This window comes from Streptomyces sp. NPDC111656 (genome assembly GCF_055656965.1).
In genome coordinates, this window is record NZ_JBVKCA010000013.1 from 205,228 (window position 1) to 231,034 (window position 25,807).

The 25,807-nt window shown below is 70.1% G+C and carries 19 protein-coding genes; 8 read left to right on the plus strand and 11 right to left on the minus strand.

What is annotated here, in order from left to right; translation table 11 throughout:
• The first annotated feature begins 110 nt into the window (after positions 1-110).
• Complete coding sequence (locus ACZ7M3_RS33135) at positions 111-1,022, plus strand: helix-turn-helix transcriptional regulator (protein ID WP_472068066.1); 912 nt, start codon at positions 111-113, stop codon at positions 1,020-1,022.
• 100 nt (positions 1,023-1,122) lie between these two features.
• Here the strand turns inward: ACZ7M3_RS33135 and ACZ7M3_RS33140 are convergent, their stop codons facing one another.
• The 4 genes from ACZ7M3_RS33140 to ACZ7M3_RS33155 form a co-directional block, all read right to left on the minus strand.
• Complete coding sequence (locus ACZ7M3_RS33140; RefSeq protein WP_472068068.1) at positions 1,123-2,508, minus strand: glycoside hydrolase family 16 protein; 1,386 nt, start codon at positions 2,506-2,508, stop codon at positions 1,123-1,125.
• Between the two features lie 171 nt (positions 2,509-2,679).
• Entirely contained in the window at positions 2,680-3,897 is a 1,218-nt protein-coding gene (locus ACZ7M3_RS33145) for a L,D-transpeptidase (protein WP_472068232.1), read from the minus strand.
• A gap of 223 nt (positions 3,898-4,120) precedes the next feature.
• A complete protein-coding gene (locus tag ACZ7M3_RS33150) occupies positions 4,121-4,888 on the minus strand; it encodes an IclR family transcriptional regulator (protein WP_472068070.1) in 768 nt (255 codons plus the stop codon).
• Complete coding sequence (locus ACZ7M3_RS33155) at positions 4,885-5,313, minus strand: MarR family winged helix-turn-helix transcriptional regulator (protein ID WP_472068072.1); 429 nt, start codon at positions 5,311-5,313, stop codon at positions 4,885-4,887. The genes ACZ7M3_RS33150 and ACZ7M3_RS33155 overlap by 4 nt, the downstream gene beginning before the upstream one ends.
• 289 nt (positions 5,314-5,602) lie before the next feature.
• Here ACZ7M3_RS33155 and ACZ7M3_RS33160 point away from each other — a divergent pair, with 289 nt between their 5' ends.
• The 4 genes from ACZ7M3_RS33160 to ACZ7M3_RS33175 are packed head-to-tail and all read left to right on the plus strand — an operon-like array spanning position 5,603 to position 9,381.
• Positions 5,603-6,520 carry an SDR family NAD(P)-dependent oxidoreductase gene (locus tag ACZ7M3_RS33160; RefSeq protein ID WP_388526498.1) on the plus strand — a complete coding sequence of 306 codons (918 nt, stop codon included), beginning with the start codon at positions 5,603-5,605 and terminating at the stop codon, positions 6,518-6,520.
• Entirely contained in the window at positions 6,520-7,392 is an 873-nt protein-coding gene (locus tag ACZ7M3_RS33165) for an amidohydrolase family protein (RefSeq protein ID WP_472068074.1), read from the plus strand. The genes ACZ7M3_RS33160 and ACZ7M3_RS33165 overlap by 1 nt, the downstream gene beginning before the upstream one ends.
• 10 nt (positions 7,393-7,402) lie before the next feature.
• Complete coding sequence (gene menE, locus ACZ7M3_RS33170) at positions 7,403-8,911, plus strand: o-succinylbenzoate--CoA ligase (RefSeq protein ID WP_472068076.1); 1,509 nt, start codon at positions 7,403-7,405, stop codon at positions 8,909-8,911.
• Positions 8,912-8,925: 14 nt separating this feature from the next.
• Positions 8,926-9,381, plus strand: a complete 456-nt coding sequence (locus tag ACZ7M3_RS33175) for a MaoC family dehydratase (RefSeq protein ID WP_472068078.1) — start codon at positions 8,926-8,928, stop codon at positions 9,379-9,381.
• Positions 9,382-9,407: 26 nt separating this feature from the next.
• Here ACZ7M3_RS33175 and ACZ7M3_RS33180 read toward each other — a convergent pair whose 3' ends face one another.
• From ACZ7M3_RS33180 to ACZ7M3_RS33210, 7 genes are all read right to left on the minus strand, one after another.
• A complete protein-coding gene (locus tag ACZ7M3_RS33180) occupies positions 9,408-11,078 on the minus strand; it encodes a PHP domain-containing protein (protein ID WP_472068080.1) in 1,671 nt (556 codons plus the stop codon).
• Positions 11,079-11,136: 58 nt separating this feature from the next.
• Complete coding sequence (locus tag ACZ7M3_RS33185) at positions 11,137-12,981, minus strand: LamG-like jellyroll fold domain-containing protein (protein ID WP_472068082.1); 1,845 nt, start codon at positions 12,979-12,981, stop codon at positions 11,137-11,139.
• Positions 12,982-13,102: 121 nt separating this feature from the next.
• Entirely contained in the window at positions 13,103-16,021 is a 2,919-nt protein-coding gene (locus ACZ7M3_RS33190) for a glycoside hydrolase family 2 TIM barrel-domain containing protein (RefSeq protein WP_472068084.1), read from the minus strand.
• Positions 16,021-16,905 carry a carbohydrate ABC transporter permease gene (locus ACZ7M3_RS33195; RefSeq protein WP_257016459.1) on the minus strand — a complete coding sequence of 295 codons (885 nt, stop codon included), beginning with the start codon at positions 16,903-16,905 and terminating at the stop codon, positions 16,021-16,023. The genes ACZ7M3_RS33190 and ACZ7M3_RS33195 overlap by 1 nt, the downstream gene beginning before the upstream one ends.
• Positions 16,906-16,917: 12 nt before the next feature.
• On the minus strand, positions 16,918-17,880 hold the full coding sequence (locus ACZ7M3_RS33200; protein WP_472068086.1) for a carbohydrate ABC transporter permease: 963 nt from the start codon (positions 17,878-17,880) through the stop codon (positions 16,918-16,920).
• Positions 17,880-19,166, minus strand: coding sequence for an ABC transporter substrate-binding protein (locus ACZ7M3_RS33205; RefSeq protein ID WP_472068088.1), 1,287 nt, complete (start codon positions 19,164-19,166; stop codon positions 17,880-17,882). The genes ACZ7M3_RS33200 and ACZ7M3_RS33205 overlap by 1 nt, the downstream gene beginning before the upstream one ends.
• A gap of 169 nt (positions 19,167-19,335) precedes the next feature.
• On the minus strand, positions 19,336-20,373 hold the full coding sequence (locus ACZ7M3_RS33210; RefSeq protein ID WP_351299166.1) for a carbohydrate kinase family protein: 1,038 nt from the start codon (positions 20,371-20,373) through the stop codon (positions 19,336-19,338).
• A 126-nt stretch (positions 20,374-20,499) separates the two neighbouring features.
• On the opposite strand from ACZ7M3_RS33210, the gene ACZ7M3_RS33215 reads away from it, so the two are divergent.
• From ACZ7M3_RS33215 to ACZ7M3_RS33225, 3 genes are read left to right on the plus strand one after another with little or no spacing between them, the layout of a single operon-like run.
• Complete coding sequence (locus ACZ7M3_RS33215; protein WP_452970018.1) at positions 20,500-21,267, plus strand: DeoR/GlpR family DNA-binding transcription regulator; 768 nt, start codon at positions 20,500-20,502, stop codon at positions 21,265-21,267.
• On the plus strand, positions 21,264-22,601 hold the full coding sequence (locus ACZ7M3_RS33220) for a 6-phospho-beta-glucosidase (protein ID WP_217571819.1): 1,338 nt from the start codon (positions 21,264-21,266) through the stop codon (positions 22,599-22,601). Before ACZ7M3_RS33215 ends, ACZ7M3_RS33220 begins: the two co-directional genes overlap by 4 nt.
• Positions 22,602-22,645: 44 nt before the next feature.
• A complete protein-coding gene (locus tag ACZ7M3_RS33225) occupies positions 22,646-25,693 on the plus strand; it encodes an alpha-mannosidase (RefSeq protein WP_472068091.1) in 3,048 nt (1,015 codons plus the stop codon).
• Positions 25,694-25,807: the final 114 nt, after the last annotated feature.

A 25,807-nucleotide genomic window follows, 5' to 3' on the forward strand; every position in this document is an offset into this window, starting at 1 on the left:
GGAACGCCTTCAAAACTAAAAGTCTGACTTTTGCCGGGGAAGGTGCCCGTGTGTCAGCCTTCGGTGAAAGTGGGACACGGAGTGCTGCAGCGAGCCGACGCGAGAGGGACATGACAGACAGAACCACCCAAGGCGGTGCAGGGGGCGAAGGCGGGCTCCGGGACGGGATCAGGACCTTCCCCTTCCCGGTCGATCTGAGCCTGTCCGGCGTCGGTATGCAGGTCGGCGCGATGGGGAGCGGGCGCGTCTGGCACGCGGACGCCCCGCTGGAACGCGTGCACCGCATCGACTTCCACGTCGTGATGCTCTTCCACGAGGGCCCGGTCAGACACATGATCGACTTCGCCGAGTACGAGGCGTCCCCGGGCGACATCCTGTGGATCCGACCCGGTCAGGTGCACCGCTTCTCCCGCACCGACCGCTACCGCGGCACCGTCCTGATCATGCAGCCCGGCTTCCTGCCGCGCGCGACCGTCGAGGCGACCGGCCTCTACCGCTACGACCAGCCGCCGCTGCTGCGCCCCGGCGCCGCCCAGCTGACCGCCCTGGAGCACTCGCTCACCCAGCTGGAACGCGAGTACGTCGACACCACCACGCTGCCGCTCAGCCTGCACACCTCGGTGCTGCGGCACTCCCTCACCGCGTTCCTGCTGCGCCTCGCCCATCTCGCGGCCAGCTCCGCCGAAGCGGCCCGCGAGCAGAGCGACACCACCTTCACGCGCTTCCGGGACGCGGTCGAGAAGGACTTCGCCACCAACCACAGCGTCAGCGCGTACGCCGACGCCCTCGGCTACTCCCGCCGCACCCTGGTCCGCGCGGTGCGCGCGGCCACCGGTGAGACCCCGAAGGGATTCATCGACAAGCGGGTGATCCTGGAGGCCAAGCGGCTGCTGGCCCACACGGAGATGCCCATCGGCCGCATCGGCGTCGCCGTGGGCTTCCCCGACTCGGCGAACTTCTCCAAGTTCTTCCACCAGCACACGGGCACGAGTCCCGTGGTGTTCCGGGCGGAGCTGCGCTGAGTCCGTCCCGAAGAAGAGCTGAGACCGCGCCCAAGAAAACGGGGCGGGCCCGCGGGCCCGCCCCGTCACTCCTCGTGCCGCTCGTCGAGGAACCTCCTCGTCATCGGCCGAAGTCGAACCAGTTGACGTTCACGAAGTCGGCCGACTGGCCGCTGGTGAAGGTCAGATAGACGTCATGGGTGCCGGTGACGCCGGTGATGTTGGCCGGAACCGTCCGCCAGCTCTGCCAGCCGCCGGTGTTGCCCACCGCGAAACTGCCGATGGGGGTGCTCGTACGGCTGTCGAGGCGCACCTCGACCAGACCGCTGACCCCGCTCGCCGCACCGCTCGCGACCCGCCCGTAGAACTGCGTGGCAGCCGTGGAGCCGAAGTTGACGCCCTTGTAGAGCGCCCAGTCGCCGCCGGCCAGCGAGCCGATGTCCTGGCCGCCGCCCGTGTCCGTGGTGGTCTCGGTGCTGGTGCCCGACTGGCTGTCGTACGACTCGGCCTGGATGGCGCTGTAGGCGTCACGGTTGCCGGTCGGAGGCGGTGTGGTACCGCTCCCACTGGCCTGCAGCACCTGGACGTAGTCCACGACCAGCGGGTGGCCGGGCTCGGTGCCGCTGTCGGGACCGCCGCCGAACGCGTCGGGGAAGCCGCCGCCCATCGCCACGTTCAGGATGACGAAGTAGCCGTGGTTGGTGGCGTTCGCCCAGGTGGTCGCGTCGACCTGGTTCGCCTTGACCGTGTGGAAGTTGACGCCGTCGAGGTAGAAGCGGATCTCCTCGGGGCTCGTCGAGCGGTCCCACTCCATGGCGTACGTGTGGAAGCCGGCCTGACATGTGGTGCCGGCGCACGGGGTGTTGCCGCCGATGCCGCTGGTCTCGTTGCACGGGCCGCCCGGGTTGGTGCCGCAGTGCATGGTGGCCCACTCGGTGTTGAGGCCCTGGACGTTCTCCATGATGTCCAGCTCGCCGACGCTCGGCCAGTTCTGGTAGTTGCCCCGGTAGGGGGCGCCCAGCGTCCAGAAGGCCGGCCAGTAGCCCTTGGCGGCGGCGCCGGTCACGTTCGGCATCTGGAGGCGCGCCTCGACGCGGAGTTTGCCGCCCGCGGGCGGCTGGAAGTCGGTGCGGGTGGTCTCGATACGGCCCGAGGTCCAGTTGCCGGAGGCGTCCCGGCGCGGGGTGATCAGCAGGTTGCCGCTGCCGTCGAGCGCCACGTTGTTGGTGCTGGAGGTCATCGTCTCGACCTCGCCGGTGCCCCAGTTGGCGGCGCCGCCCGGGTAACTGGTGCCGGTGTCGTACTGCCAGTTGGAGGTGTTGACGCCGGAGCCGGCCGCCCCGTTGAAGTCGTCGACGAAGACCTGGGACCAGCCGGTCGGGGGAGTGGGCGCGGACGCGTTCGCGGGGAGGACCGCGGCCACGGCCAGAGTCAGTGTGCCGACCGCGGCCAGAACGATGCGCCGTAGGGGGCCGCGTCTGACAGGTGTGCCGGAGGGTTCACTCATGAATGCCTCTTCGGTACGGAGTGGGGGTGCGCGGGTGCTGCTGAGAGCGCTCTCAAGCAAGGTGCGCGGCCAATGTGCTCTCTGTCACTCCGAGCGTCAAGAGGTAAAGCCGAGAAACTCCTTTCCCTGTGCGGGAGTTCAGGCATTGAAGCTGGACGGGCGAGGCTGTGCCTAGAGGGCGCTGCCCGTCTTCCAGTCGGACCAGGACAGGTTCCAGCCGTTGAGGCCGTTGGACGCCTCGACGGTCTTCTCGCCCGAGTTCTTGACGACGACGACATCGCCGAGCATCGAACTGGCGTAGAACTTGTAGCCCGGTACGGAGCTGTCGTTCGCGCCCTTGGCGTCGTGCAGACCGACGCAGCCGTGGCTGGTGTTGGTGGAGCCGAAGACCGAGGTCGAGGCCCAGTAGTTGCCGTGGATGAAGGTGCCGGAGGTGGTCAGGCGCTGGGCGTGCGGGACGTCCGAGATGTCGTACTCATCGCCGAGCCCGACGCTCGAGGACTCCATCCGGGTCTGCTTGAACCGCTCGCTGATCACCATGACCCCGGACCAGGTGGTGTGGTCGGCGTCGCCGCCGCTCACCGGGTAGGAGGCGAGGGTCGAGCCGTCGCGCTCGACGGTCATGGTCTTCTTCGCCAGGTCGACCGTGCTGATCTGACGGCGGCCGATGTGGAAGGTGACGTCCTTGGACTGGGTGCCGTAGACGCCGGTCGTGCCCTCGACGTCCTTCAGGCGCAGGCTCAGCGTGATCTTCGTGCCCGCGGCCCAGTACTCCTCGGGCCGGAAGTCGAGCCGTGTGTCGCTGAACCAGTGGCCGACCACCTCGACCGCGGGCTCCGCCGTCACCGTGATCGCCTTTTCCACGGCGGCCCGGTCCTTCACGGCCTCGGTGAAGTTGATCGAGACGGGCATACCGACACCGGAGGTCGAATTCGCCTCGGGCGTGAAATAGCCCACGAACGTGTCCGAGGGCTGCTTCGTGACGAAGCTCGCGCTCCGCGCGGCGGCGCCCTTCGGCGTGGCCGTGACCGTGTATTTGGTGCCCGAGTAAGGGTTTTTCGTGGACGTCCATTTCGTACGGGCGTCATTGAAGGATCCGGCCAGGGTGGAGCCGTCGTTTCCGTTGACCTCGACGCTCGCGAGCGTGCCGTCGCTGACGGTGACCTCGACCGGGCTGGTGAAACCGGCCTTCTTCGTGCCGTCGGCCGGGGTGACGGTCACGGTCGGGGTCTTGACCTCGGCTTTCGTGCTCGCGCCCGCCTTCGCGTCCGTTCCCTCCGAGGCGTCCGCCGAGCCGCTGCAGCCCGCGAGGATGCCCACGGCCGGCACGGCGCCGAGGGCGGCCAGCACCCCGCGCCGCGACCAGACCTGCCGCTCGGACCGGTTCACCGTCCACCGCTCGGACCGGTTCGAATTCTTCGCGAAGCCCACGGCACGCCCTTCCTGGATGACCACCACGACTGCTGGTGCATCCTGCGCCGCCTTCCTGGGGTGATTCTTTGGAACCCGGGGCCGCCGCCTGAGATTTACGTGAAGCCGCCTGAGATTTACGTGAAGAGGACCTGAGAACCGGCCTGAAGGAACGGCGTACGGCAATGCGCTCCGGGGCGCCTCAGGTGCCCGGCTCGGGCCGGGCCTGCGGCTGCCACCCCAGGGCGCGGGAGATCCCCCGCGCCGCCAGCCGTACCGCCGGAATCAACGCCGGTACCTGGGCGTCGTGTTCGGGGACCACGACGGAGACCGCCGCGACCACCGCGCCGCCCGCGCCGCGCACCGCAGCGGCGACCGACAGGGCGTCGTCGGTGACCTGGCGGCTGCTCACCGCCACGCCGGTGCGGCGGACCTCGGCGAGAGCGCGGCGCAGGCGGGCCCCGTCGGTGAGGGTGTGCGGGGTGAACGCGGCCAACGGCTCTGAGCAGTAGGCCTCTTGGAACGCCGAGTCACCGTGGGCCAGCAGCGCGAGGCCCACACCCGTCGCGTGCAGTGGCCAGCGGGCGCCCACCTGGATGCGTACACCGACCGCGGAGCGTCCGGAGATCCACTCGATGTACACGACCTCGGCGCCGTCGCGGACCGCCATCTGCACATTCTCGTGCGTGGCCTCGTACAGGTCCTCCAGGTACGGCAGCGCGATCTGGCGGAGGGCGAGGCCACGGGGCGCGAGGGCCGCGACCTCCCAGAGGCGCAGGCCCACGTGGTAGACGCCGTCCGCGTCCCGTTCCAGCGCGCCCCAGTCGGTGAGGGCGCCGACCAGCCGGTGCGCGGTGGTGAGGGTCAGTCCGGCCCGGCGGCTGATTCCCGTCAGGGAGAGCGCCGGGTGCTGGTGGTCGAAGGCGCCGAGCACGGCGAGCAGACGGTCGGGCGCGGACAGCGTGGTCATGAGTCCAATTCGGCTTCCGCGACCCGTTGCAGGAGCGTGTGCAGGGTGTCCCGCTCGGCGGGGGCGAGCGGCTGGAGCAGGTCGTTGGTGACGCGCAGGCCCGCCTCGTCCGTGTCGCGCAGGAACGCCCGGCCGCCGTCCGTGAGGACGACGATCCGGCTGCGGCGGTCGTCCGGCGACGGGCGGCGCTCGGCGAAACCGAGCTTCTCCAGGTCGTCGACGAGTCCGACGATCGCGCTCGGGTCGTAGCCGAGCCGCGAGCTCAGCTCCCGCTGGAGCGCGCCCTCGGAGGTGGCCAGGAAGCGCAGCAGCGCGTAGTGGCGCAGCCGCAGTCCCGACTCCTGGAGGAAGGTGTTGAACAGCTGCCCCGAGCGAAGGCCCAGCCGGTACAGCAGATAGCCGGTGTCGGCGTGCAGTCCGCGCATCCACGGCTCCTGGGCGTCGATGGGGACGGGGCCGGTGGCCGGGCTGGTGGCGTGCTGCTGGCCTGCGATGACGGGCTCCCTGGGCCGGGCCCCGGGCGGGGCGGTTCCTTCGTGCCGGGTACGGCACGCCGTACTGCGTACAGCATCACGCCGTACTCCGCACAGCATGCCGCACGGATGAGTCGGCAACAACTATTGACGTCAACAATTATTGTCCTTAGCTTCGATCTCGTAACCGCAGCTCGGCAGCACGCCGCGCTCTGGACCCTCAGCGTCGAAGGGACCCCTCGTGCCCAGCATCGATCTCACCGGCAAGGTGGCCGTCGTCACCGGCAGCGGCCGTGGCCTGGGCCTGGCCTACGCACACGCCCTGGCGGCCGTCGGCGCCCGCGTGGTCGTCAACGACATCGACGAGGCCGTGGCCGAGCAGGCCGTGAAGTCCATCACCGCCGCGGGCGGCAAGGCCGTGGCCGAGGTGGTCCCGGTCGGCACCACCGAGGCGGCCGACCGTCTCGTCGCCCGTGCGGTGCGGGAGTTCGGACGGCTCGACATCCTGGTCACCAACGCGGGCATCCTGCGCGACAAGGTGCTGTGGAAGATGACCGACGAGGACTTCGACGCGGTGATCACCACGCATCTGAAGGGCACCTTCACCTGCGCCCGCGCCGCCGCCGTGCGCATGCGCGAGCAGGGCGAGGGCGGCTCGCTGATCCTGGTCGGCTCGCCGGCCGGGCAGCGCGGGAACTTCGGTCAGACGAACTACGCCGCCGCGAAGGCGGGCATCGCCGCCATGGCCCGTACCTGGTCGATGGAGCTGGGCCGCGCGGGCATCACCGTCAACGCGATCGTGCCGGTCGCCGCCACCGCGATGACCGAGACCATCCCCGCGTTCGCCCCGTACGTCGAGGCCATGAGGAACGGCGAGCCGCTGCCCGACTTCCTCCGCAAGGGCGAGGGCTTCGGCACCCCCGAGGACTGCGCCGCCCTCGTCCCGTTCCTCGCCTCCGACGCCGCCCGCGGTGTCACCGGTCAGGCCATCGGCATCGGCGGTGACAAGGTGGCACTCTGGTCGCACCCGCAGGAGGTCAGGGCGGCGTACGCGGACGGCGGCTGGACCCCCGACACCCTGGCCGACGCCTGGGCCACGTCGGTCGGCGCCGAGCCGCAGACCGTCGGGATCCCGGCGCCGAAGCTTCCGGAGGCGTGATGGACCTGAACGAAATCGTCGCGATCGACGTCCACACCCACGCGGAGGTGTCCTCGAAGGGCCACGCCTCCCTCGACGACGATCTGCACGAAGCCTCCAGCGCCTACTTCAAGGTCGAGGGCAAGCGGAAGCCCACCCTGGAGGAGACGGCCGCCTACTACCGCGAGCGGAAGATGGCCGCCGTGATCTTCACGGTGGACGCCGAGTCCGCCACCGGCACCGCGCCCGTCCCGAACGAGGAGGTCGCCGAGGCCGCCGCCGCGCATCCGGACGTGCTGATCCCCTTCGCCTCCATCGACCCCTTCCGCGGCAGGGCGGGCGTCAAGCAGGCCCGCCGGCTCGTCGAGGAGTACGGGGTCAAGGGCTTCAAGTTCCACCCCAGCATCCAGGGCTTCTTCCCCAACGACAGGACGGTGGCGTACGAGCTGTACGAGGTGATCGAGGAGACCGGCACCATCGCCCTCTTCCACACCGGGCAGACGGGGATCGGGGCCGGGGTTCCGGGAGGCGGCGGCATCCGGCTGAAGTACTCCAACCCCCTGCACGTGGACGACGTGGCCGCCGACTTCCCGCACCTCAAGATCATCCTGGCGCACCCCTCCTTCCCCTGGCAGGACGAGGCGCTGGCCGTAGCCACCCACAAGCCGGGTGTGCACATCGACCTGTCCGGCTGGTCGCCCAAGTACTTCCCGCCGCAACTCGTGCAGTACGCCAACACGCTGCTCAAGGACAAGGTGCTCTTCGGCTCCGACTACCCCGTCCTCACCCCCGACCGCTGGCTCGCCGACTTCGACAAGCTGACGATCAAGGACGAGGTCAAGCCGAAGATCCTCAAGGAGAACGCCGCCCGGCTGCTCGGGCTGACACCGTAGGGGGCCACAGATGCGCAATGAGGGACTGGGGTCGTGGCCCGCACGCCGGGCCCGCAAGACCCCGCACCGCACCGCCCTGATCCACGGCGACACCACCGTCAGTTATGCCGAGCTGTACGCCCGCACCACCCGTCTCGCCCACGCACTGCGCGCGCTGGGCCTGCGCCGCGGCGATCGCATCGCCTATCTCGGCCCCAACCACCCCTCCTACCTCGAAACCCTCTTCGCGGCGGGCACGCTCGGCGCGGTCTTCGTGCCGCTCAACCCCCGCCTCGCCGGACCCGAGATCGCTTACCAGCTCAGCGACTCGGGCGCCAAGGCCCTCGTGTACGCGCCCTCGCTGGCCGGACTCGTCGCGGGGCTGCCGGGCAACGCGGACGTGCGGACGTTCGTCGAAGTCGGCTCCTGGTACGAGGAGTTGATCGACGAAGCCGCCGAGGAGCCGATCGACCAGCCCGTCACCGCCGAGGACATGTGCATCATCATGTACACCTCGGGCACGACGGGCCGCCCCAAGGGCGCGATGCTCACCCACGGCAATCTGACCTGGAACGCGGTCAACGTCCTGGTCGACCACGACCTGATCGCCGACGAACGCGCCCTGGTCTCGGCCCCGTTGTTCCACACGGCAGGGCTGAACATGCTGACCCTGCCGGTGCTGCTCAAGGGCGGCACCTGTGTCCTGGTCGAGTCCTTCGACCCGGCGGCCACCCTCAACCTGATCGAACGGCACCGGATCACCTTCATGTTCGGGGTGCCGACCATGTTCGACCAGGTGGCCCGGCATCCCCGGTGGGCCGACGCCGACCTGTCCTCGTTGCGCATCCTGACCTGCGGCGGCTCACCCGTACCGACCCCGCTCATCGCCGCCTACCAGGAGCGCGGGCTCACCTTCCTGCAGGGCTACGGCATGACCGAGGCCTCGCCCGGCACCCTCTTCCTGGACGCGGAACACGCGGTCGGCAAGGCGGGCTCGGCGGGCGTGCCGCACTTCTTCAGCGATGTCCGGGTCGTACGGCCCGACCTCACGCCGGTCGACATCGGGGAGACGGGCGAGGTGGTCGTCCGCGGGCCGCACGTCATGCCCGGCTACTGGGGGCTGCCCGACGAGACGGCCGCGGTGTTCGCCGACGGCTGGTTCCGCAGCGGGGACGCCGCCCGGGTCGACGAGGACGGCTACGTCTTCGTCGTCGACCGCATCAAGGACATGATCATCTCGGGCGGCGAGAACATCTACCCCGCCGAGATCGAGGACCTGCTCCTCGGCCACCCCGGCATCGTCGAGTGCGCCGTCATCGGAGTCGCCGACGACAAGTGGGGCGAGGTGCCGCGCGCGGTCGTCGTCCCCCGCGAGGGCGTCGAGCTCGACCCGGACGAGGTCCTCGCCTCGCTCGCCGGACGCCTCGCCAAGTACAAGATCCCGAAGTCGGTGGTCGTCGTGGACGAACTCCCGCGCACCGCTTCCGGAAAGCTCCTCAAGGCCCGGGTCCGTACGCGGTACGGCACCACCGACTCGTAAGCAAGGAAGTGCACATGAGCATCACCGTGAACGGTCTCGACGAGCTCAAGAAGCTCGCCGGCGGCGACCTCGGCACCAGCGAGTGGATCGAGGTCACCCAGGAGCGGATCGACACCTTCGCCGACGCCACCGGCGACCACCAGTGGATCCACGTCGACCCGCAGAAGGCGGCCGAGGGCCCCTTCGGCGCGCCCATCGCGCACGGCTATCTGACCCTTTCCCTCTTCATCCCGCTCTTCACCGGGCTGCTGGAGGTCGAGGGCGTGTCGACGAAGGTCAACTACGGTCTGAACAAGGTGCGTTTCCCCGCCCCGGTGAAGGTCGGCTCGCGCATCCGACTGGTCGCGAGGCTCGCCTCGGTCGAGGATGTGCCGGGCGGGGTGCAGATCGCCGTCGACGGGACGATAGAGATCGACGGCGGCGGGAAGCCCGCCGCCGTCCTCCAGAGCCTGTCGCGCTTCTACGCCTGACGGTTCACGTCGGGCGGCCGTTCTCCCTACCGGCCGCCCACCACGTCGACGAACACGGGGTTCGCGTAGAACCACGTGTCGACCCACGGGTCACCGTTTCCGGGCACGTGCGGAATCGGGCCGTGCGGGTCGATCGAGGCGCCCAGGTAGCCCGTACCGTTGCGGTTGCCGTCGCTGCCGCGCAGCCGGACGTAGAAGGACTCGTCGCCGGCGACCAGCGGGATGCGCAGGGTGTACGTGCCCTTGCGGCCGCTCACGTCCACCGTGCGGACGACCTTGGTGTCAGGCGCGCGCCAGTCGTCGCGGTCACCGGCCGGGCCGCGCACCGCGCCACGGATCACGTCGACGTGCGCCAACTCCGGCAGGATCCCATGCGGGTTGGCGCGCGAGGCGGTCGTCACGGTGACCGACAGCGTGAGCTTCTCGCCCTTGCGGACGCGGATCCGGCCACCCATGGTGACACCCGGACCGTGGTCGCAGTCCCGCTTCACGCGGACGTCGAGCCCGTCGAGCAGATGCCCGTGGTCGAGCCAGACGCGGCCCGCGCGCAGGCCCGCCATCACGGCGCGGTAGCCGTAGCGGGTCACGCCCACGTGGGTGCGGCTGAACTGGCCGGGCCAGAAGTCGCCGCCCGGCTGCTGGGAGTCGGTGTTCACCGGGTCGGGAACGTGCCCGGTGTTGTCGAAGTTCTGCCCGGGCGCCCAGTCGCCGTTCTTCCAGGTGTCGAAGACGACGCGGTGCACGTCGGAGTTGGTGGTGATGGTGAACAGCCTGCCCTCGGCGAGCATCGCGTCCCACATGCCGCCGACGGTCGCCGTCATCCAGTCGAAGCCGCCGTACAGCACGTACGCGTTCTCCGGGTACCCGGCGAAGGAGTCCGCGGACGGCTTGTTGGTGTACTCGCCGCGCTGCTGGCCCGAGCCGACCCAGCCCGGGATGCCGCCGCCCTGGGCGCCGGGCGCGCCCTCCATGCCGATCATGATCTCGGGCGCCGCGTCCCGCCAGTTCCGCATCTCGTGCGGGGAGTCGATGCCCAGGCGCGTGGGGTGGTTGGCGAGGACGAGCACATCGTCGACGTAACCGGTTCGGCGCTGCTCCGCGAGCCACTTGATGGCCTTGACCGCGTGGGCCTCGTTGCGGGCCGTGTCGGGGCTGGTCGGCGAGCCCGCCGTGTAGCCCAGCAGCTTGCCGTCGTAGGCGAGTTCGAACTTCGTGAGCAGATCCACCTCGTGCCGGCCGGGCGCCGGGAAGACCGTGGCGTGTTCGGCGCCCGGTATGTACCACTCCAGACCCTGGAAGATCAGCTGACGCGGGTTCGCGGCGCGCGCCTTCAGGATCTCCTGGTGCTCCAACTGGGCGCCGTAGTTGGCGTGCCCGAAGTTGGAGTGCTCGTTGAAGACCATCCAGTCGAGGCCGTACTTGGCGCTCGCCTGGGCGAGCTGGGAGAACGTGTACTTCGCGTCGTGGCTGTACACGGAGTGGACGTGGTGGTCACCGACGAGATAGGCGAGGCGCGGGTCGTCGCCGCCGAGGCGCCGGGAGCCGGCCGCCGCGGGGGTGGCGAGCGAGCCCACCGCGAAGGCCGCCCCGAACAGGCCGGCGCTGCGCAGCAGCCCGCGCCGTGACACGCCCTGCGGGTCCAGCGCGGTGGGGGACACGGATGGATCGGCCCAGGCGGGCAGTTGCTGCTCGGACATGCGGAACTTCTCCCTCGGGGAGTCGGAAGGTCTTCGGGTCACCGGTGGCCGAGACGGCTCAGTGGTTCATGAACTGCGAGACGGACAGCGCCCGTTCGACGATCCGTACGTCGCCGAGCCGTCCGTGCAGGATCTGGTCGATCCTGCCCGCGTACTCGTAGCCGCCGAGCAGCCAGGGCAGCCCGAGCGAGGTGAGACCGACCGCGACGGTGTGCGGGTTGCGGGCAACCGGGCAGCCCTGGACGTACATCGTGGTGTGCGAGCCGTCGTTGACGACGGCGACGTGCCACCACTGCTCGCGGGCCGTCTCGTCGCCCCAGTTGGTGACGATGCCCTGCTGGTTGAGCGGCCGGACGGCCCACTGCGGGCCGGGCCCGTCGGAGAGGGAGAGCGTGGCGAGCGGCTCGTCCGGGTCGTCGGCGGTCTTGCCCGCGCCACCGCCCGTGCCGGTACGGCTGATCAGCGAGGCCCAGGCGTTGTGCGAGGCGTCCCAGTCGGCGGGGAGCTGGTAGAAGGCCTCGATGGTGTAACCGCGCTTGAAGGTCGCCGAGTTGAGGGGCGCCCCGTCGACCGTGCGCAGATACGCGCCCTTCAGCGGGGGCTTGCCGCCCTGGAAGAAGAGGCTGCCGTGACCCGGCTGGTCGGGGTGGTGGGCCGAGGACCAGGTGAGGGCGCTGTCGCCGACCTCGACCACGGTCAGGTCGTTGCCGTGCCCGGACCGGTCGCGCACCGTGCCCTCGGCCGCCGTACCGTCCGCGTGCCCGTCGAAGCGCCAGTACGCGAGTGTGCCCCGGACCAGCATCTCGGACACCGGGCGCGCCGAGCGGGCGGGCACCGGCGCGAAGCCCGCGAAGCGGTCCTCGAAGTCGACGGCGACCGAGAACCGGTCGGCGTCACCGCTGAGTTCGATCTCCTGCCGCTCCAGCTCGTTGAGACCCTTGGCCGCCCGGCCCAGGATCCACGGCGAGATGGTCTCGACGTCGATGGTGTTGCGGTCGAGGTCGAAGCGGTAGAGGCGGATCATCGCCGCGCCGCCGTAGTAGCGGTTCTGATAGTTCGTCAGGTGAAGGTGGACGTCGTGCCCGGCCGCGTTGGTGCGGGTGGCGCGGGCGGCGGGCCAGTAGTGCCCGTTGAGGGTCAGGAAGATCTGGTCGTGGTCGTGGATCAGCTGGTCCCAGAGCTGCTGCCCGTACGAGGACAGGGTGTCGTCGCCCACGACCAGCTCGTGCGTGGTGAGGATGACCGGCGTCTTGGGGTGCTGGGCGATGACGTCCTTCGCCCACGCGTAGCCCTGCGCCGACAGCCGCCAGTCCAGCGCGAGGACGAGCCACTCCATGCCCGCCGCCCTGAACAGGTGGAAGGTGTTGTAGCCGTCCGGCGAGGCGCCGCCGAAGGTGCGCTTGCTCCGGAAGCGCTGCGGGCCGAAGACGTCCAGGTAGGGGGTCGCGCCCCGCTGGTCGTTCGTGGACGACCTGATGTCGTGGTTGCCCGCGAGCACGCTGTAGCCGACGCCGCGCCGGTCGAGCAGCTCGAACGCCTTGCCCGCGGCCGCGAATTCGGCCTGGCCGCCGTTCTCCGTGATGTCGCCCAGGTGTGAGAGGAAGACGATGTTCTCGTCCTTGCCGTGCTCCAGGAGATAGCGCAGCGAGGCCTCGATCGGCGCGGGGTTGATGCTCGGCCCGTCGAAGAGGTACTGCGTGTCGGGCATGACGGCGAGCGTGAAGCGGCGGCTGTCGGCGTCGGGCCGCCAGTTCGCCGCACGCGTCGCCGCCTGTGCCGTCACCGCGGGCAGGGCGACCGAGGTGGTGGCCGCCGCGCCGATCAGGGCCGTGGCCCGCAGGAAGTTGCGTCTGCCGGCGCCGGCCTGCTCGGCCTCCGTCGCCTGGTCATGCGAAGTACACACGTCTGCTCCATGAAGGTGCGAAAGGGTCGGTGAGGAGTTCGAGTCAGGTCGAGCGTCGAGTCACGTCGAGTCACGTCGAGCGGGTCGAGCCGGTGGGACGGGCGGCGCGCCGCGTGCGGGGTCAGAGCACGCGCAGCGTCCAGGACCAGCGGTGGGTGCCGGCCGGGACGAGATGGTCGGCCGAGGTGTCGGGCCCGCACGAGGCCGTGCCGACCCCCCGGTGCGCGGCGTCGAGGTGCACCACGCAGCCGGGCCGCGGCACCAGCTCGTCGTGATGGGTGGCGGCCGCCAGATCCGCGGCCCGGTAGCGGGTCACAGTCACCTGACGCGGTTCGTCGAGCGCGACCGCGAGGCCCGTGGCGTCCGGCGCCGAGAGCGTGAAGCGGCGTACACCGTGCCGCCCGCCGCTCTCCTGCGGACGCAGATAGGGGGTGAACAACTCGTCCACGGGGAGGGAGTGGTGGCCCACCGGCGCGCCGGTGCTCCGGTCCGGGTAGGACTCCCAGGGGCCCTGCCCGTACCACTCCAGGACATCGAGCCCGGCGACCGTCTCGAAGACCGAGCCCACCCGCGGTACGTCGTCGAGCGCGGCCGGCAACTGCGCGGTCTCCTCGATCCGCACGCCGCCCTCGACGCGGGTGAACACCTGCTCGTGACGTACGGCGCCCGCCGGGGTCGCGTACTCGGCGACCACGGTGACGCTCCCGTCCTCGCGGCGTACGTCCACGAGCTTGCGCTCCAGCGCGTCGAGCCCCCCGGCCCGCCAGCGCACCGCCATGCCGCCGAGCTCGTCGTTGTCGGTCGGTGTCCGCCACAGCGACAGCACGGGGGCCGCGGTGAGCAGCGGATGGACGAGCAGCCCGTCCTCGTCGACCTCGACAGAGGAGTCCTCAGTCGCGACAGAGCCCACGGGAGTGGCCGCCCTGAGCCGCACCTGCGGCACACACACCTCCGTGCCGCGCGGTGCCCAGGCCTCCTCGTCCGCCGTGGTCACCCGCAGCGTCAGCCAGGCCTCGCCGCCGTCCTCCGGCAGCGTGAACGGCATCGGTACGGCCACCGATTCGCCCGCCCGTACGTCGGGCAGCTCGGCCGCGGCCGTCAACGTGCCGCCCTCCGCGAGGGACAGCTCCCACTCGGCGGTCAGCCACTCGAGGTCCCGGAAGTGCTGGTGGTTGGTGAGCCGCAGCTCGCCCCCGACGTACGCGAGGCGCACCGGCGCCGCGATCTCCCGGTGCTCGTACATCACCGGCTTGGGCGTGCGGTCGGGGAAGACGACCCCGTCGGCGACGAAGGCACCGTCGTGGACCGTCTCGCCGAAGTCGCCGCCGTAGGCCCAGCGGTGGCCCGGCGCGGCGACACCGTTGTCATACAGCCCGGCGCCACCGCGCCCGGCCGGTCTTCCGTCGTTCACGCGTTGAAGAATGCCGTGGTCCCAGAACTCCCAGATGAAACCGCCCTGAAGCCCTGGGGTTGACTCGATGGCGGCCCAGTGGTCGGCCAGCGTGCCGTTGCTGTTACCCATGGCGTGCGAGTACTCGCACTGGATGAGCGGCTTGGTCTGCTCCCCGGAGAGGGCGTGCGCGACACAGTCCTCGAGCGGCGCGTACATGGGGCAGGCGATGTCGGAGGCGACCTTCGGGTCGGCCCAGCCGAGCTTCGCCGCGCCCTCGTACTGGAGGGGCCGGGACGGGTCGTGGCGGCGCAGCCAGCCGGCGGCGGCGTCGTGATTGGCGCCGTAGTCGGACTCGTTGCCCAGCGACCAGATGATCACCGAGGGGTGGTTCTTGTCGCGCAGGACCATACGGGAGACGCGGTCCACGAAGGCGCCGAGGTAGCGGGGGTCGTCGGCGATCTCGTGCGCGTGGTCGTGCGCCTCGATGTTCGCCTCGTCCACGACGTAGAAGCCCAGCTCGTCCGCGAGGTCGAGCAGGGTCGGGTCGTTCGGGTAGTGGGCGGTGCGGATCGCGTTGAAGCCGAAGCGCTTGAGCGTCACCAGATCGGCGCGCATGTCGTCATGCGACACCGTCCGCCCCGTCAGCGGGTGGAAGTCGTGCCGGTTGACGCCCCGGATGTAGACCCGCTCGCCGTTGAGGAGCAGGTCCCGGCCGCGGATCTCGACCTCGCGGAAGCCCACGCGGTGGTGCGAGGTGTCGGCGACCGAGCCGTCGGCGCGGTGCAGCCGTACGGACAGGTCGTACAGCTCGGGCGTCTCGGCGGTCCAGGCGCGGACGCCCGCGACGACCGTGGTGAGACGGGCCTCGCCGAGGAAGTCGGAGACCCGGCCGTCCTCCTCCTTGAACCGCTCGTACTCGGCGTCCTGGGTGAGCAGCTGGCCGTCCAGCTCCCCGGTGACGTACCAGCCCTCCGGCAGCGCGCCCCCGGCGTCCCGCACCTGGCAGTCGACCCGCAGGCCGCCGTCGCACCGCGTCCGTACGGTCACGTCGGCCAACCGCAGCGGATCGGTCGCGTACAGCAGCACCGAGCGGGTGATCCCCGCGTGCCACCACTGGTCCTGGTCCTCGAGGTGCGAGGCGTCCGACCACTTGACGACGGTGAGCCGCAGCGAGGCGCGCTGTCCGGGGCGTACGACGTCGGAGAGGTCGAACTCGGCCGCGAGGTGCGAGTCCTTGGACATGCCGACGGGCCGCCCGTCCACATGGACCAGCAGCACGCTCTCGGCGGCGCCGACCTGGAGCACGATCCGGCGGCCGGCCCACTCGGCGGGGACGTCCACCGCACGCTCGTACACGCCCGTCGGATTCGCGTCCGGCGAGGCGGGCGGGAACTCGCCCCAGGGCATCCGGAAGTTGGTGTACCGCGGAAGGTCGTCGGTGTCCTGGGTGGTCCAGGAACCGGGCACCTGGAGCGAGGACCAGGCGAGACCGGGGGCCGAGGTGGGGGTGGGCAGCAGTTGGAAGCGCCAGGAGCCGTCCAGTGACAGGGCACCGGCCCGGCGGTCGACGGCGTTCATGGGCAACCGCCCCCAGGAGGTCACCTCAGGTGCTTCCCAGGGGCGGAGCGCGAGCAGCGGGTCCCGCATCAGCGGATGGCTCCCTTGCCGAGGTCCGCGATGATCTGCTTGGCGCCGATCGCGAAGACGATCAGCAGCGGGATGAGGGCGAGAAGTGCGCCGGTCATGACCATTCCGTAGTCGGTGGTGCCGTGGACACCGTTCAGCTGGGAGAGCGCGACCTGGAGGGTCACGTTGTCCGGGTTGGTGAGGGCGATCAGCGGCCAGGCGTAGTCGTTCCACTGGCCCATGAAGGTGAAGATGCCGAGGAAGGCGAGGCCCGGCCGGACCACCGGGAGCGCCACGTGCCAGTACTGGCGCAGGAAGCCTGCCCCGTCCAGCTTGGAGGCGTCGATCAGCTCGTCGTGGATCGCGCTCTTCATGTACTGGCGCATCCAGAAGATGCCGAACGCGTTGGCCGCCGCCGGGACGATCAGCGCGGTCATGGAGCCGATCCAGCCCAGCTTCGCCATGATCACGAACTGGGGGATCGCCTGGAGCTGCGCAGGGACCATGAAGATGACCATCATCAGCGCGAACAGCACCCGGCGGCCCGGGAACTGGAACTTGGCGAACACGAACGCGGCCAGCGAGTCGAAGAACAGGACCAGGACGGTCACCGAGCACGCGACCAGCAGCGAGTTGAACATCGACCCGAAGAAGTCGACGTTGTCGAAGAGGTGGCGGACGTTCTCGAGGAAGTGCGAGCCGGGCAGCAGCTTCGGCGGGTAGGAGAAGATCTCCGTCGACGAGTGCGTCGACATGATCACGGCCCAGTAGAACGGGAAGACCGAGAGCAGCAGACCGATGATCAGGGAGAGGTGGAGGGCGATGCCCCGGCGCCGTGACCCCTTGATGGTCGATGTGCGCCCCGCCCCCTTCATGGAGGCCGATGAACCCTTGAGGATTGCCATGGTGGGGCCTCCCTAGTCTTCGCCCCGGCGCTGCACCAGGCGCCAGTTGATGATCGAGAAGATGATGACGACGAGGAAGATGCCCCAGGCCACGGCGGCGCCGTAACCGAAGTCGTTGTTGTCGAAGGTCTGCTGGAAGAAGTAGAGGACCATCGTCTGGCCCGAGTGCCCGGGGCCGCCCGCGAACGACGAGTTGTTGTCCGTGGTCTGCAGCAGCACCTGCGGTTCGGAGAAGGTCTGCAGGCCCGTGACCGTCGAGATGATGAGCACGAACAGCAGCACCGGACGCATCAGCGGCAGCGTGATCCGGAAGAAGGTCTGGATGGGCCCGGCGCCGTCCACCCGCGCCGCCTCGTACAGCTCGCCCGGGATCGTCTGGAGCCCCGCGAGGAAGATGATCGCGTTGTAGCCGGTCCACTGCCAGGTCATCAGCGTGGCGATGGCGACCTTGATGCCCCACGGTGTGTTCAGCCAGGCCACCTGGTCGAGGCCGACCGCCTGGAGCAAGGCGTTCGCCAGACCGAAGTTGGTGGAGAAGACCGAGCCGAAGATGATCGCGACCGCGACGATCGAGGTGACGTTCGGCAGGAAGTAGGCGAACCGGTAGAGGTTCTTGAAGCGGACGGCCGAGTTGAGCATCACGGCCGTGACCATCGCAAGGAAGATCATCGGGAAGGTGGCCAGCGCCCAGATGATGATCGTGTTCCCGATCGAGGTCCAGAACTGGGTGTCCGACAGCAGATAGCGGTACTGCGAGAGCCCCGCGAACTCCATCGAGCCGAGGCCGTCCCAGCGGTGGAACGACAGATAGAGCGAGAAGCCGACCGGGATCAGACCGAAGGCGAGGAACAGCAGATAGAAGGGGGAGATCGCGGCGTACAGCCGCCAGTAGCTGAGAATGCCCTTCTTGGGGTGGGTGACGGTGGTCTCGGCGAGGGCCGCGGGGGGCGTGTCGACCACGGGTGCGGTAGCCATCAGTAACTCACCCCCAGGTGGTCCGCGATGCGCCGGCACTTGCTCATGGCGTCCCTCCAGGCCTTGTCCGGGTCCTTGCCGAGGACGGAGAAGTTCCGCAGCTCGTCGTTGATCGGGGTGCTCAGCGCGATGTCGTACGGGCTGTTGAAGGCGACCGGGATGTTCTGCGCCGCCGGACCGAAGACGTCCATGGTGACCTGGTCGCCGAAGAAGGCGTCGGGTTCACGCAGCTTCTTCATCGCGTAGGACGCCGGGGTCGAGGGGAAGAGCACCGAGTCGACGAAGCCCTGCGCCTGGTTGCCCGCGTCGAGCATCCAGGTGATCATCTCGAAGGCCTTCTCGGGCTCCCGGCACGCCTTGGTGATCGCGAGGAAGGAGCCGCCGATGTTCGAGGGACCGCCCGGACACGCGGCCACCCGCCACTTGCCCTTGGTCTTCGGCACGTTGAGCTTGATGTCGCCGGCGGCCCAGGAGGCGTTCAGCTGGCTGGGCAGCAGACCCCGCTCGGTGGCCGAGGTGTTGTCGGCCGTACCGTTGATGATCTTCGAGACCAGTCCGCGACGGGTGGCTTCGACGGAACGGTCCCAGGCGGTGCGTACATGCTCCTGGTCGCCGATGAAGTGCCGGTCCTTGTCGACGAACCGCTTCGTCGTCTGGTTGACCGAGATGCCGAAGACGCTGAGCGCGTCGGTCAGGATGAACGTGCCGGGGAGGCGCTTCTTCAGCTGCTCGCCGGCCGCGAAGAACTGGTCCCAGGTGGCCAGCTCCTTGGAGACGTCCGCGGGCTCGTACGCCAGTCCGGCCTTCTGGAAGACGGCGGGCTGGTAGTAGTGCGCGACCGGACCGCAGTCGATCGGGAAGCCCACCATCGAACCGTCCGGGGCTATGCCCTGATCCCACTTCCAGGGCAGGTACTGGTCCTTGAGCTTCTCGGCACCGAGCGTGCGCAGGTCCACGAACTGGTCGGAGTTGGGCAGATACGAGGCCATGTCCTCGCCCTTGAGCCCGGCGATGTCCGGGATGTGGGCGCGTCCGGTCATCGTGGTCATCAGCTTCGAGCGGTAGTAGCCGCCGATCTGGATGGCCTGCAGATTCACCGCGCTGTCGTAGCGGGCCTTGGCGTCCTGGACGACCTTCGGGCTCAGCCCGCCGCTCCAGTACCACAGGACCATGGTGCGTCCGGTCGAGCCGGTCGGAACGCCGCAGCCGGTCGCCAGGCCGCTCAGCGCCGTGGCGGCCGTACCGGCCAGGCCGGCGCGCAGCAGGCCCCTTCGTGAGAGCCGCACAGCTCCCACCGCCTTTCGGATCTTTTCGGTCTTCGCGTACGTGGGGTCTTACGTGGGGTCTTGCAGGGGGTCATGCGTGGGGTGTTTCGCGTTGCGATGCGTGGGGTCATGCGCGTCATACGGGCCGTGCGTGTCATGCGGGGGGTCTTACGGGGTGTTGCGCGTGGGGTCATCGGGGTGCGCCCGGCCGACGCGTGGCGTCGGGCGGGGTCACGGGGGCGGGACGGACGGGCGGGCCCGGGTCCGCCGGGACGCGGTCGGCCAGGAAGCCGTACGCACGCCGCAGTTCACGGTCTTCGAGCGACTGCCACCAGCGGTGGACGCCGTACCAGCCGGGCGCGGCGAGCGCACCGCCGTGCCGCTGTACGGACAGGCCCGCGGCCAGCACCGCGAAGCGCAGCCGCTCCTCCAGCGGCCAGCCGCCGAGCGAGGCGGCGACGAAGCTCGCGCCGAAGACGTCTCCGGCACCCGTCGCGTCCAGGACGTCGACGGGGAGGGCGGGCACCTCCGCGTACTCGCCCGTCGTCTGGTCCACCGCGACCGCGCCGTCGCCGCCCCGGGTGACCACGGCGACCGGCACCAGCTCGGTCAGCGTGCCCAGGGCCGCGACCGCGCTCTCGGTGCGCGTGTACGCCATCGCCTCCGTCTCGTTCGGGAGGAAGGCGTGGCACAGGGAGAGCTGGTCGAGGAGGTCCCGGGACCACTGTTGTGTGGGGTCCCAGCCGACGTCCGCGTAGATCTGCGTGCCGGCCGCGGCGGCCTTGGCGAGCCAGGCGCGCGGTTCGGCCTCGATGTGCACGAGGGCGGTGCGCGCCTCGGGCGGGTCGCCCATCAGCTCGTCCTGCGAGTACGGCGGTTCCTGGCCGTGGGTGACCAGGGCCCGGTCGTTGCCGTGGGCCAGCGAGACGGTGACGGGAGTGTGCCAGCCGTCCGCGGTGCGGGACAGGGAGAGGTCGATGCCCTCCTGGTCGGCGAGGACCTCACGGCAGTACGCGCCGTAGTAGTCGTCGCCGAAGACCGTGGCCAGGGAGGTGCGCAGGCCGAACCGGGAGGCCGCGACCGCCAGGTTGGCGATGCCGCCGGGGCTCACGCCCATTCCCTCGGTCCAGATCTCCTCGCCGGCCGTCGGCGGCTTCCCCAGTCCGGTGAGGACGAGGTCGTAGAAGAGCAGCCCGGTCAGCATCACATCGGGCCGTTCGTCACCCACGAGCACATCCTCTCGTCAAAAGTCTGCAAGCGGTGCACAGGATCGTGCGCGCCTCTGGCCAATTTGGCAAGAGTCGAGCAGAACTGAGCATAGAAATGATTGGGAATGACGAGTACTGTTCACAGGGTGCTGGCAGAGCGACGACATCAACTCATCCTGCGGGCCCTGCGCTCCGGCGGGCCCGCGGCCGTGACCGATCTCTCCGAACAGCTGGGCGTGAGCCCCGCCACGGTCCGCCGTGACCTGCTCAAACTGGAGGAGGAAGGCCTGCTCACGCGGGTGCACGGCGGGGCGGTCGTGGAGGAGGGCGACCAGCCCTTCGCCGAGGTCGCCGAGGTCCGTGTGGCCGAGAAGGACGCCATCGCGGAGCGCGCCGCCTCGATGGTCCAGGACGGCCAGTCCGTCCTGCTGGACATCGGCACCACCGCCTACCGGCTGGCCCGGCAGCTGCACGGCCGCCGGATCACCGTGATCACCAGCAACCTGGTGGTCTACGAGGAGCTGGTGGACGACGAGGACATAGAGCTGGTGCTGCTCGGCGGAATGGTCCGCCGTGAGTACCGCTCCCTGGTCGGCTTCCTCACCGAGGACAACCTGCGCCAACTGCACGCCGACTGGCTGTTCCTCGGTACCAGCGGGGTACGGCCCGGCGGGCAGGTGATGGACACCACCGTCGTCGAGGTGCCGGTCAAGCGGGCCATGATCGCGGCGGGGGACAAGGTCGTCCTGCTCGCCGACCGCGCGAAGTTCCCGGGTACGGGGATGGCGCGGGTCTGCGGCCCCGAGGAGTTGGACGTGGTGGTGACGAACGGCCCGCTGGACTTGGCGACGCGGTCGTCGTTGGAAGAGGCGGGCGTGCAAGTGGTCGTGACAGGAAAGGCGGAAACGGCGTGAAGCTGACGATTCTGGGTGGCGGCGGATTCCGGGTGCCGCTCGTGTACGGGGCACTCCTCGGGGACCGCGCCGAGGGCCGCGTCACCCATGTCGTGCTGCACGACGTGGACGCCGGACGGCTCACGGCCGTCGCCCGGGTGCTGGCCGAGCAGGCGAAGGACCTGCCGGACGCCCCCGAGGTGTCCTTCACCACCGACCTCGACGACGCCCTGCGCGGCGCCGACTTCATCTTCTCCGCGATCCGCGTCGGCGGCCTCGAGGGGCGTGCCGACGACGAGCGGGTGGCCCTCGCGGAGGGCGTCCTCGGCCAGGAGACGGTCGGCGCCGGCGGCATCGCGTACGGCCTGCGCACGGTCCCCGTGGCCGTGGACATCGCCCAGCGGGTGGCCCGGCTCGCCCCCGACGCCTGGGTCATCAACTTCACCAACCCGGCCGGACTGGTCACCGAGGCCATGTCCCGGCACCTCGGCGACCGCGTCATCGGCATCTGCGACTCGCCGGTCGGCCTCGGCCGCCGCATCGCCACCGTCCTGGGCGCCAACCCCCGCGAGGCCTGGATCGACTACGTCGGCCTCAACCACCTCGGCTGGGTGCGCGGGCTGCGCGTCGCGGGCCGCGACGAGCTGCCGCGGCTGCTCGCCGACCCCGAGCTGCTCGGCTCCTTCGAGGAGGGCAAGCTCTTCGGCGTGGAGTGGCTGCAGTCCCTGGGCGCCGTCCCGAACGAGTACCTGCACTACTACTACTTCAACCGGGAGGCCGTCCGGGCCTACCAGCAGGCGGAGAAGACCCGCGGCGCCTTCCTGCGCGACCAGCAGGAACAGTTCTACGCCGAGATGAAGCGCCCGGACACCGCCGCGCTGAGTGCCTGGGACCGTACGCGGGCCGAGCGCGAGGCCACCTACATGGCGGAGAACCGGGACGCGGCGGGCGCGGGCGAACGCGACGCCGACGACCTCTCCGGCGGCTACGAGAAGGTGGCGCTCGCCCTGATGCGGGCCATCGCCCGAGACGAGCGCACCACGCTCATCCTCAACGTCCGCAACCGCGGCACGCTGGGCGTGCTCGACACGGAGGCCGTCATCGAGGTGCCCTGCCTCGTCGACGCCAACGGCGCCCACCCGGTCGCCGTCGACCCGCTGCCCGACCACGCCAGCGGACTGGTCTGCGCGGTCAAGGCGGTGGAGCGCGAGGTCCTGTCCGCCGCCGAGTCCGGCTCGCGCACGACCGCCGTCAAGGCCTTCGCCCTGCACCCGCTCGTCGACTCCGTGAACGTGGCCCGCCGTCTGGTCGAGGGGTACACGTCGGTCCACCCCGGCCTGGCGTACCTTAAGTAAGCGCTTTCCCCCTTTCTTGGCTTCTTGGCTCCTGGAGACCTCACATGCACGACGAACGCCGCCGGATCGAGGAGCGCGTCGCACGCGTCCACGACCAGCGCATCAAGCCCGCGATCTACGCCGCCTCGGTGCCCTTCGAGGTCGAGGCCTGGCAGGCGCCCGGCGAGCCGGTCCCCTTCGAGGAGGCCGCCGCGGCGCCGTACAAGCCCTTCGTGATGGACACCCCCTGGGGTCCGCCGTGGGGCACCACCTGGTTCCGGATGCGCGGCTCGGTTCCCGCGGACTGGACGGGCAAGCGCGTCGAGGCCGTCTTCGACCTCGGCTTCGTGGGCGACTGGCCCGGCAACCAGGCCGAGGCGCTCGTCCACCTCCCGGACGGGGTCCCACTGAAGGCGGTCAACCCGCAGAACCAGTACGTGCCGATCGCCCACCCGGCCACCGGCGGCGAGCGGATCCACTACCTGGTCGAGGCGGCCTCCAACCCGGACATCCTGGCGAACGACTTCGCGGGCCCGACCCCGCTCGGCGACCGCCTCACCGCCGGTGACAAGCCGCTCTACACCTTCAAGCGCGCCGACATCGCCGTCCTCGACGAGAACGTCTGGCACCTCGACCTCGACGTCCAGGTGCTGCGCGAGCTGATGCTGGAGCTGGGCGAGCTCGACCCGCGCCGCCACGAGATCATGATCGCGCTGGACCAGGCGATGGACGCCCTCGACCTGGACGACATCTCCGGGACGGCCGCCGCCGCCCGCGCGGTGCTGGCCCCCACCCTGGCCAAGCCCGCGCACGCCAGCGCCCACACCCTCTCCGCGGCCGGGCACGCGCACATCGACTCCGCCTGGCTGTGGCCGATCCGCGAGACCAAGCGCAAGACCTCCCGCACCTTCTCGAACGTCACCGCGCTCGCCGAGGAGTACGAGGAGTTGGTCTTCGCCTGCTCGCAGGCCCAGCAGTACGAGTGGGTGCGCGACAACTACCCGCACGTGTGGGAGCGCATCAAGAAGGCCGTCGCCGACGGGAACTGGGCGCCGGTCGGCGGCATGTGGGTGGAGGCCGACGGCAACCTGCCCGGCGGCGAGGCGCTGGCCCGCCAGCTCATCCACGGCAAGCGGTTCTTCATCGAGCACTTCGGCATCGAGACCAAGGGCGTCTGGCTGCCGGACTCCTTCGGCTACAACGCGGCCTACCCGCAGCTCGCCAAGCTCGCCGGCAACGACTGGTTCCTGACCCAGAAGCTCTCCTGGAACCAGACCAACAAGCTGCCCCACCACAGCTTCTGGTGGGAGGGCCTCGACGGCACCCGCATCTTCACGCACTTCCCGCCCGTCGACACCTACAACGTCGAGTTCTCCGGCAAGGAGATGGCGCACGCCGTCCGCAACTACCAGGACAAGGGCCGCGGTACGACCTCGCTGGCGCCCTTCGGCCACGGTGACGGCGGTGGTGGCCCCACCCGCGAGATGATGGAGCGCGCCCGCCGGCTGGCGAGCCTGGAGGGCTCGGCGAAGGTCCGCGTCGAGCACCCGGACGCCTTCTTCGCCACCGCCCGCGAGGAGATCCCGGCGGACCAGGTCTGGTCCGGTGAGCTGTACTTGGAGCTGCACCGCGCCACCTACACCTCGCAGGCCCGCACCAAGCAGGGCAACCGGCGCAGCGAACACCGCATGCGCGAGGCCGAGTTGTGGGCGACCACCGCCGCCGTGAACGCACCGGGCTACTCCTACCCGTACGAGAAGCTCGACCGGCTCTGGAAGACGGTCCTGCTCCACCAGTTCCACGACATCCTGCCCGGCTCGTCCATCGCCTGGGTGCACCGGGAGGCCGAGGCGGAGTACGCGCGGGTGGCCAAGGAGGTCGAGGCGATCACGGCCGAGGCCGTGGCCGCGCTGGGCTCGGGCGAGACCCGGGTGTTCAACACCAGCCCGGTCGACCGCGCCGAGGTGGTCCGCACCTCCGTCGGCATCCCGATGTACGCCGAAGTCCCCGCGGGCGGCAGCGCGTTGCTCGACGCGGCTGAGCCCCCGCGGCCGGTGACCGTCGATGGCCGCGTCCTCGACAACGGCCTGGTCCGCGTCGAGCTGGCCGAGGACGGCACGCTGGCCTCCGTACGCGATCTGACGGCCGACCGTGAGGTCCTCGCCGACAAGGGCAACCTGCTCCGTCTGCACAGCGACCTCCCGAACTACTGGGACGCCTGGGACATCGACAAGCACTACAAGAACCGCTACACGGACCTGCTCGACGCCGAGTCCGTCACGGTCGTCGAGGACGGCCCGCTGCTCGGCGCGCTGAAGGTGGAGCGCGCCTTCGGCAAGGGCTCCCGGATCGTCCAGACGATCACCGTGCGGGCCGGCAGCCGCCGGATCGACGTCGAGACCGAGATCGACTGGCACGAGGCGGAGAAGATCCTCAAGGCGGCCTTCCCGGTGGACATCCGGGCCCCGCACTCCTCCGCGGAGATCCAGTTCGGCCATGTCCAGCGGCCCACGCACACCAACACCAGCTGGGAGTCGGCCCGCTTCGAGGTCTACGGCCACCGCTGGGTGCACATCGCCGAGCCCGGCTACGGCGTCGCGGTCATCAACGACTCGACGTACGGCCACGACGTCTCCCGCACGGTGCGCGAGGACGGCGGTACGACCACGACCGTACGCCTGTCCCTCGTGCGCGCGCCGCGGGTGCCGGACCCCGAGGCCGACCAGGGCAAGCACCGCTTCACCTACGCGCTGCTGCCGGGCGCGAGCATCGAGGACGCGATCGCGGAGGGCTACGCGCTCAACCTGCCGCTGCGGGTGGCGGATTCGGCCGGTCCGGCCGAGCCCGTCGTCTCCGTCGACGGGGAGGGCGTGACCATCGAGGCGGTCAAGCTCGCCGACGACGCCTCGGGCGATGTCGTCGTACGCCTCTACGAGTCCCGCGGCGGTCGCGGCACCGGCACCCTGCGCACCGGCTTCCCGCTCGCGGGGGCCCAGGTGACCGACCTCCTGGAGCGCCCGCTGACCACGGCCGACACGGACGGGAACACGATTGCGGTCGCGCTGCGCCCCTTCGAGGTGCGGACGCTGCGGCTGGCCGTGGCGAAGGCATGACGCCAGTTCCCATGAAGTATTAAGGAAACGGTAAATGGCCTGGTCACGGCAGGCTTCGCGCCCGCCGTGACCACGGCGCTTCTTCTGCGTGACACCTGGAGTTCGCCCTTCCCC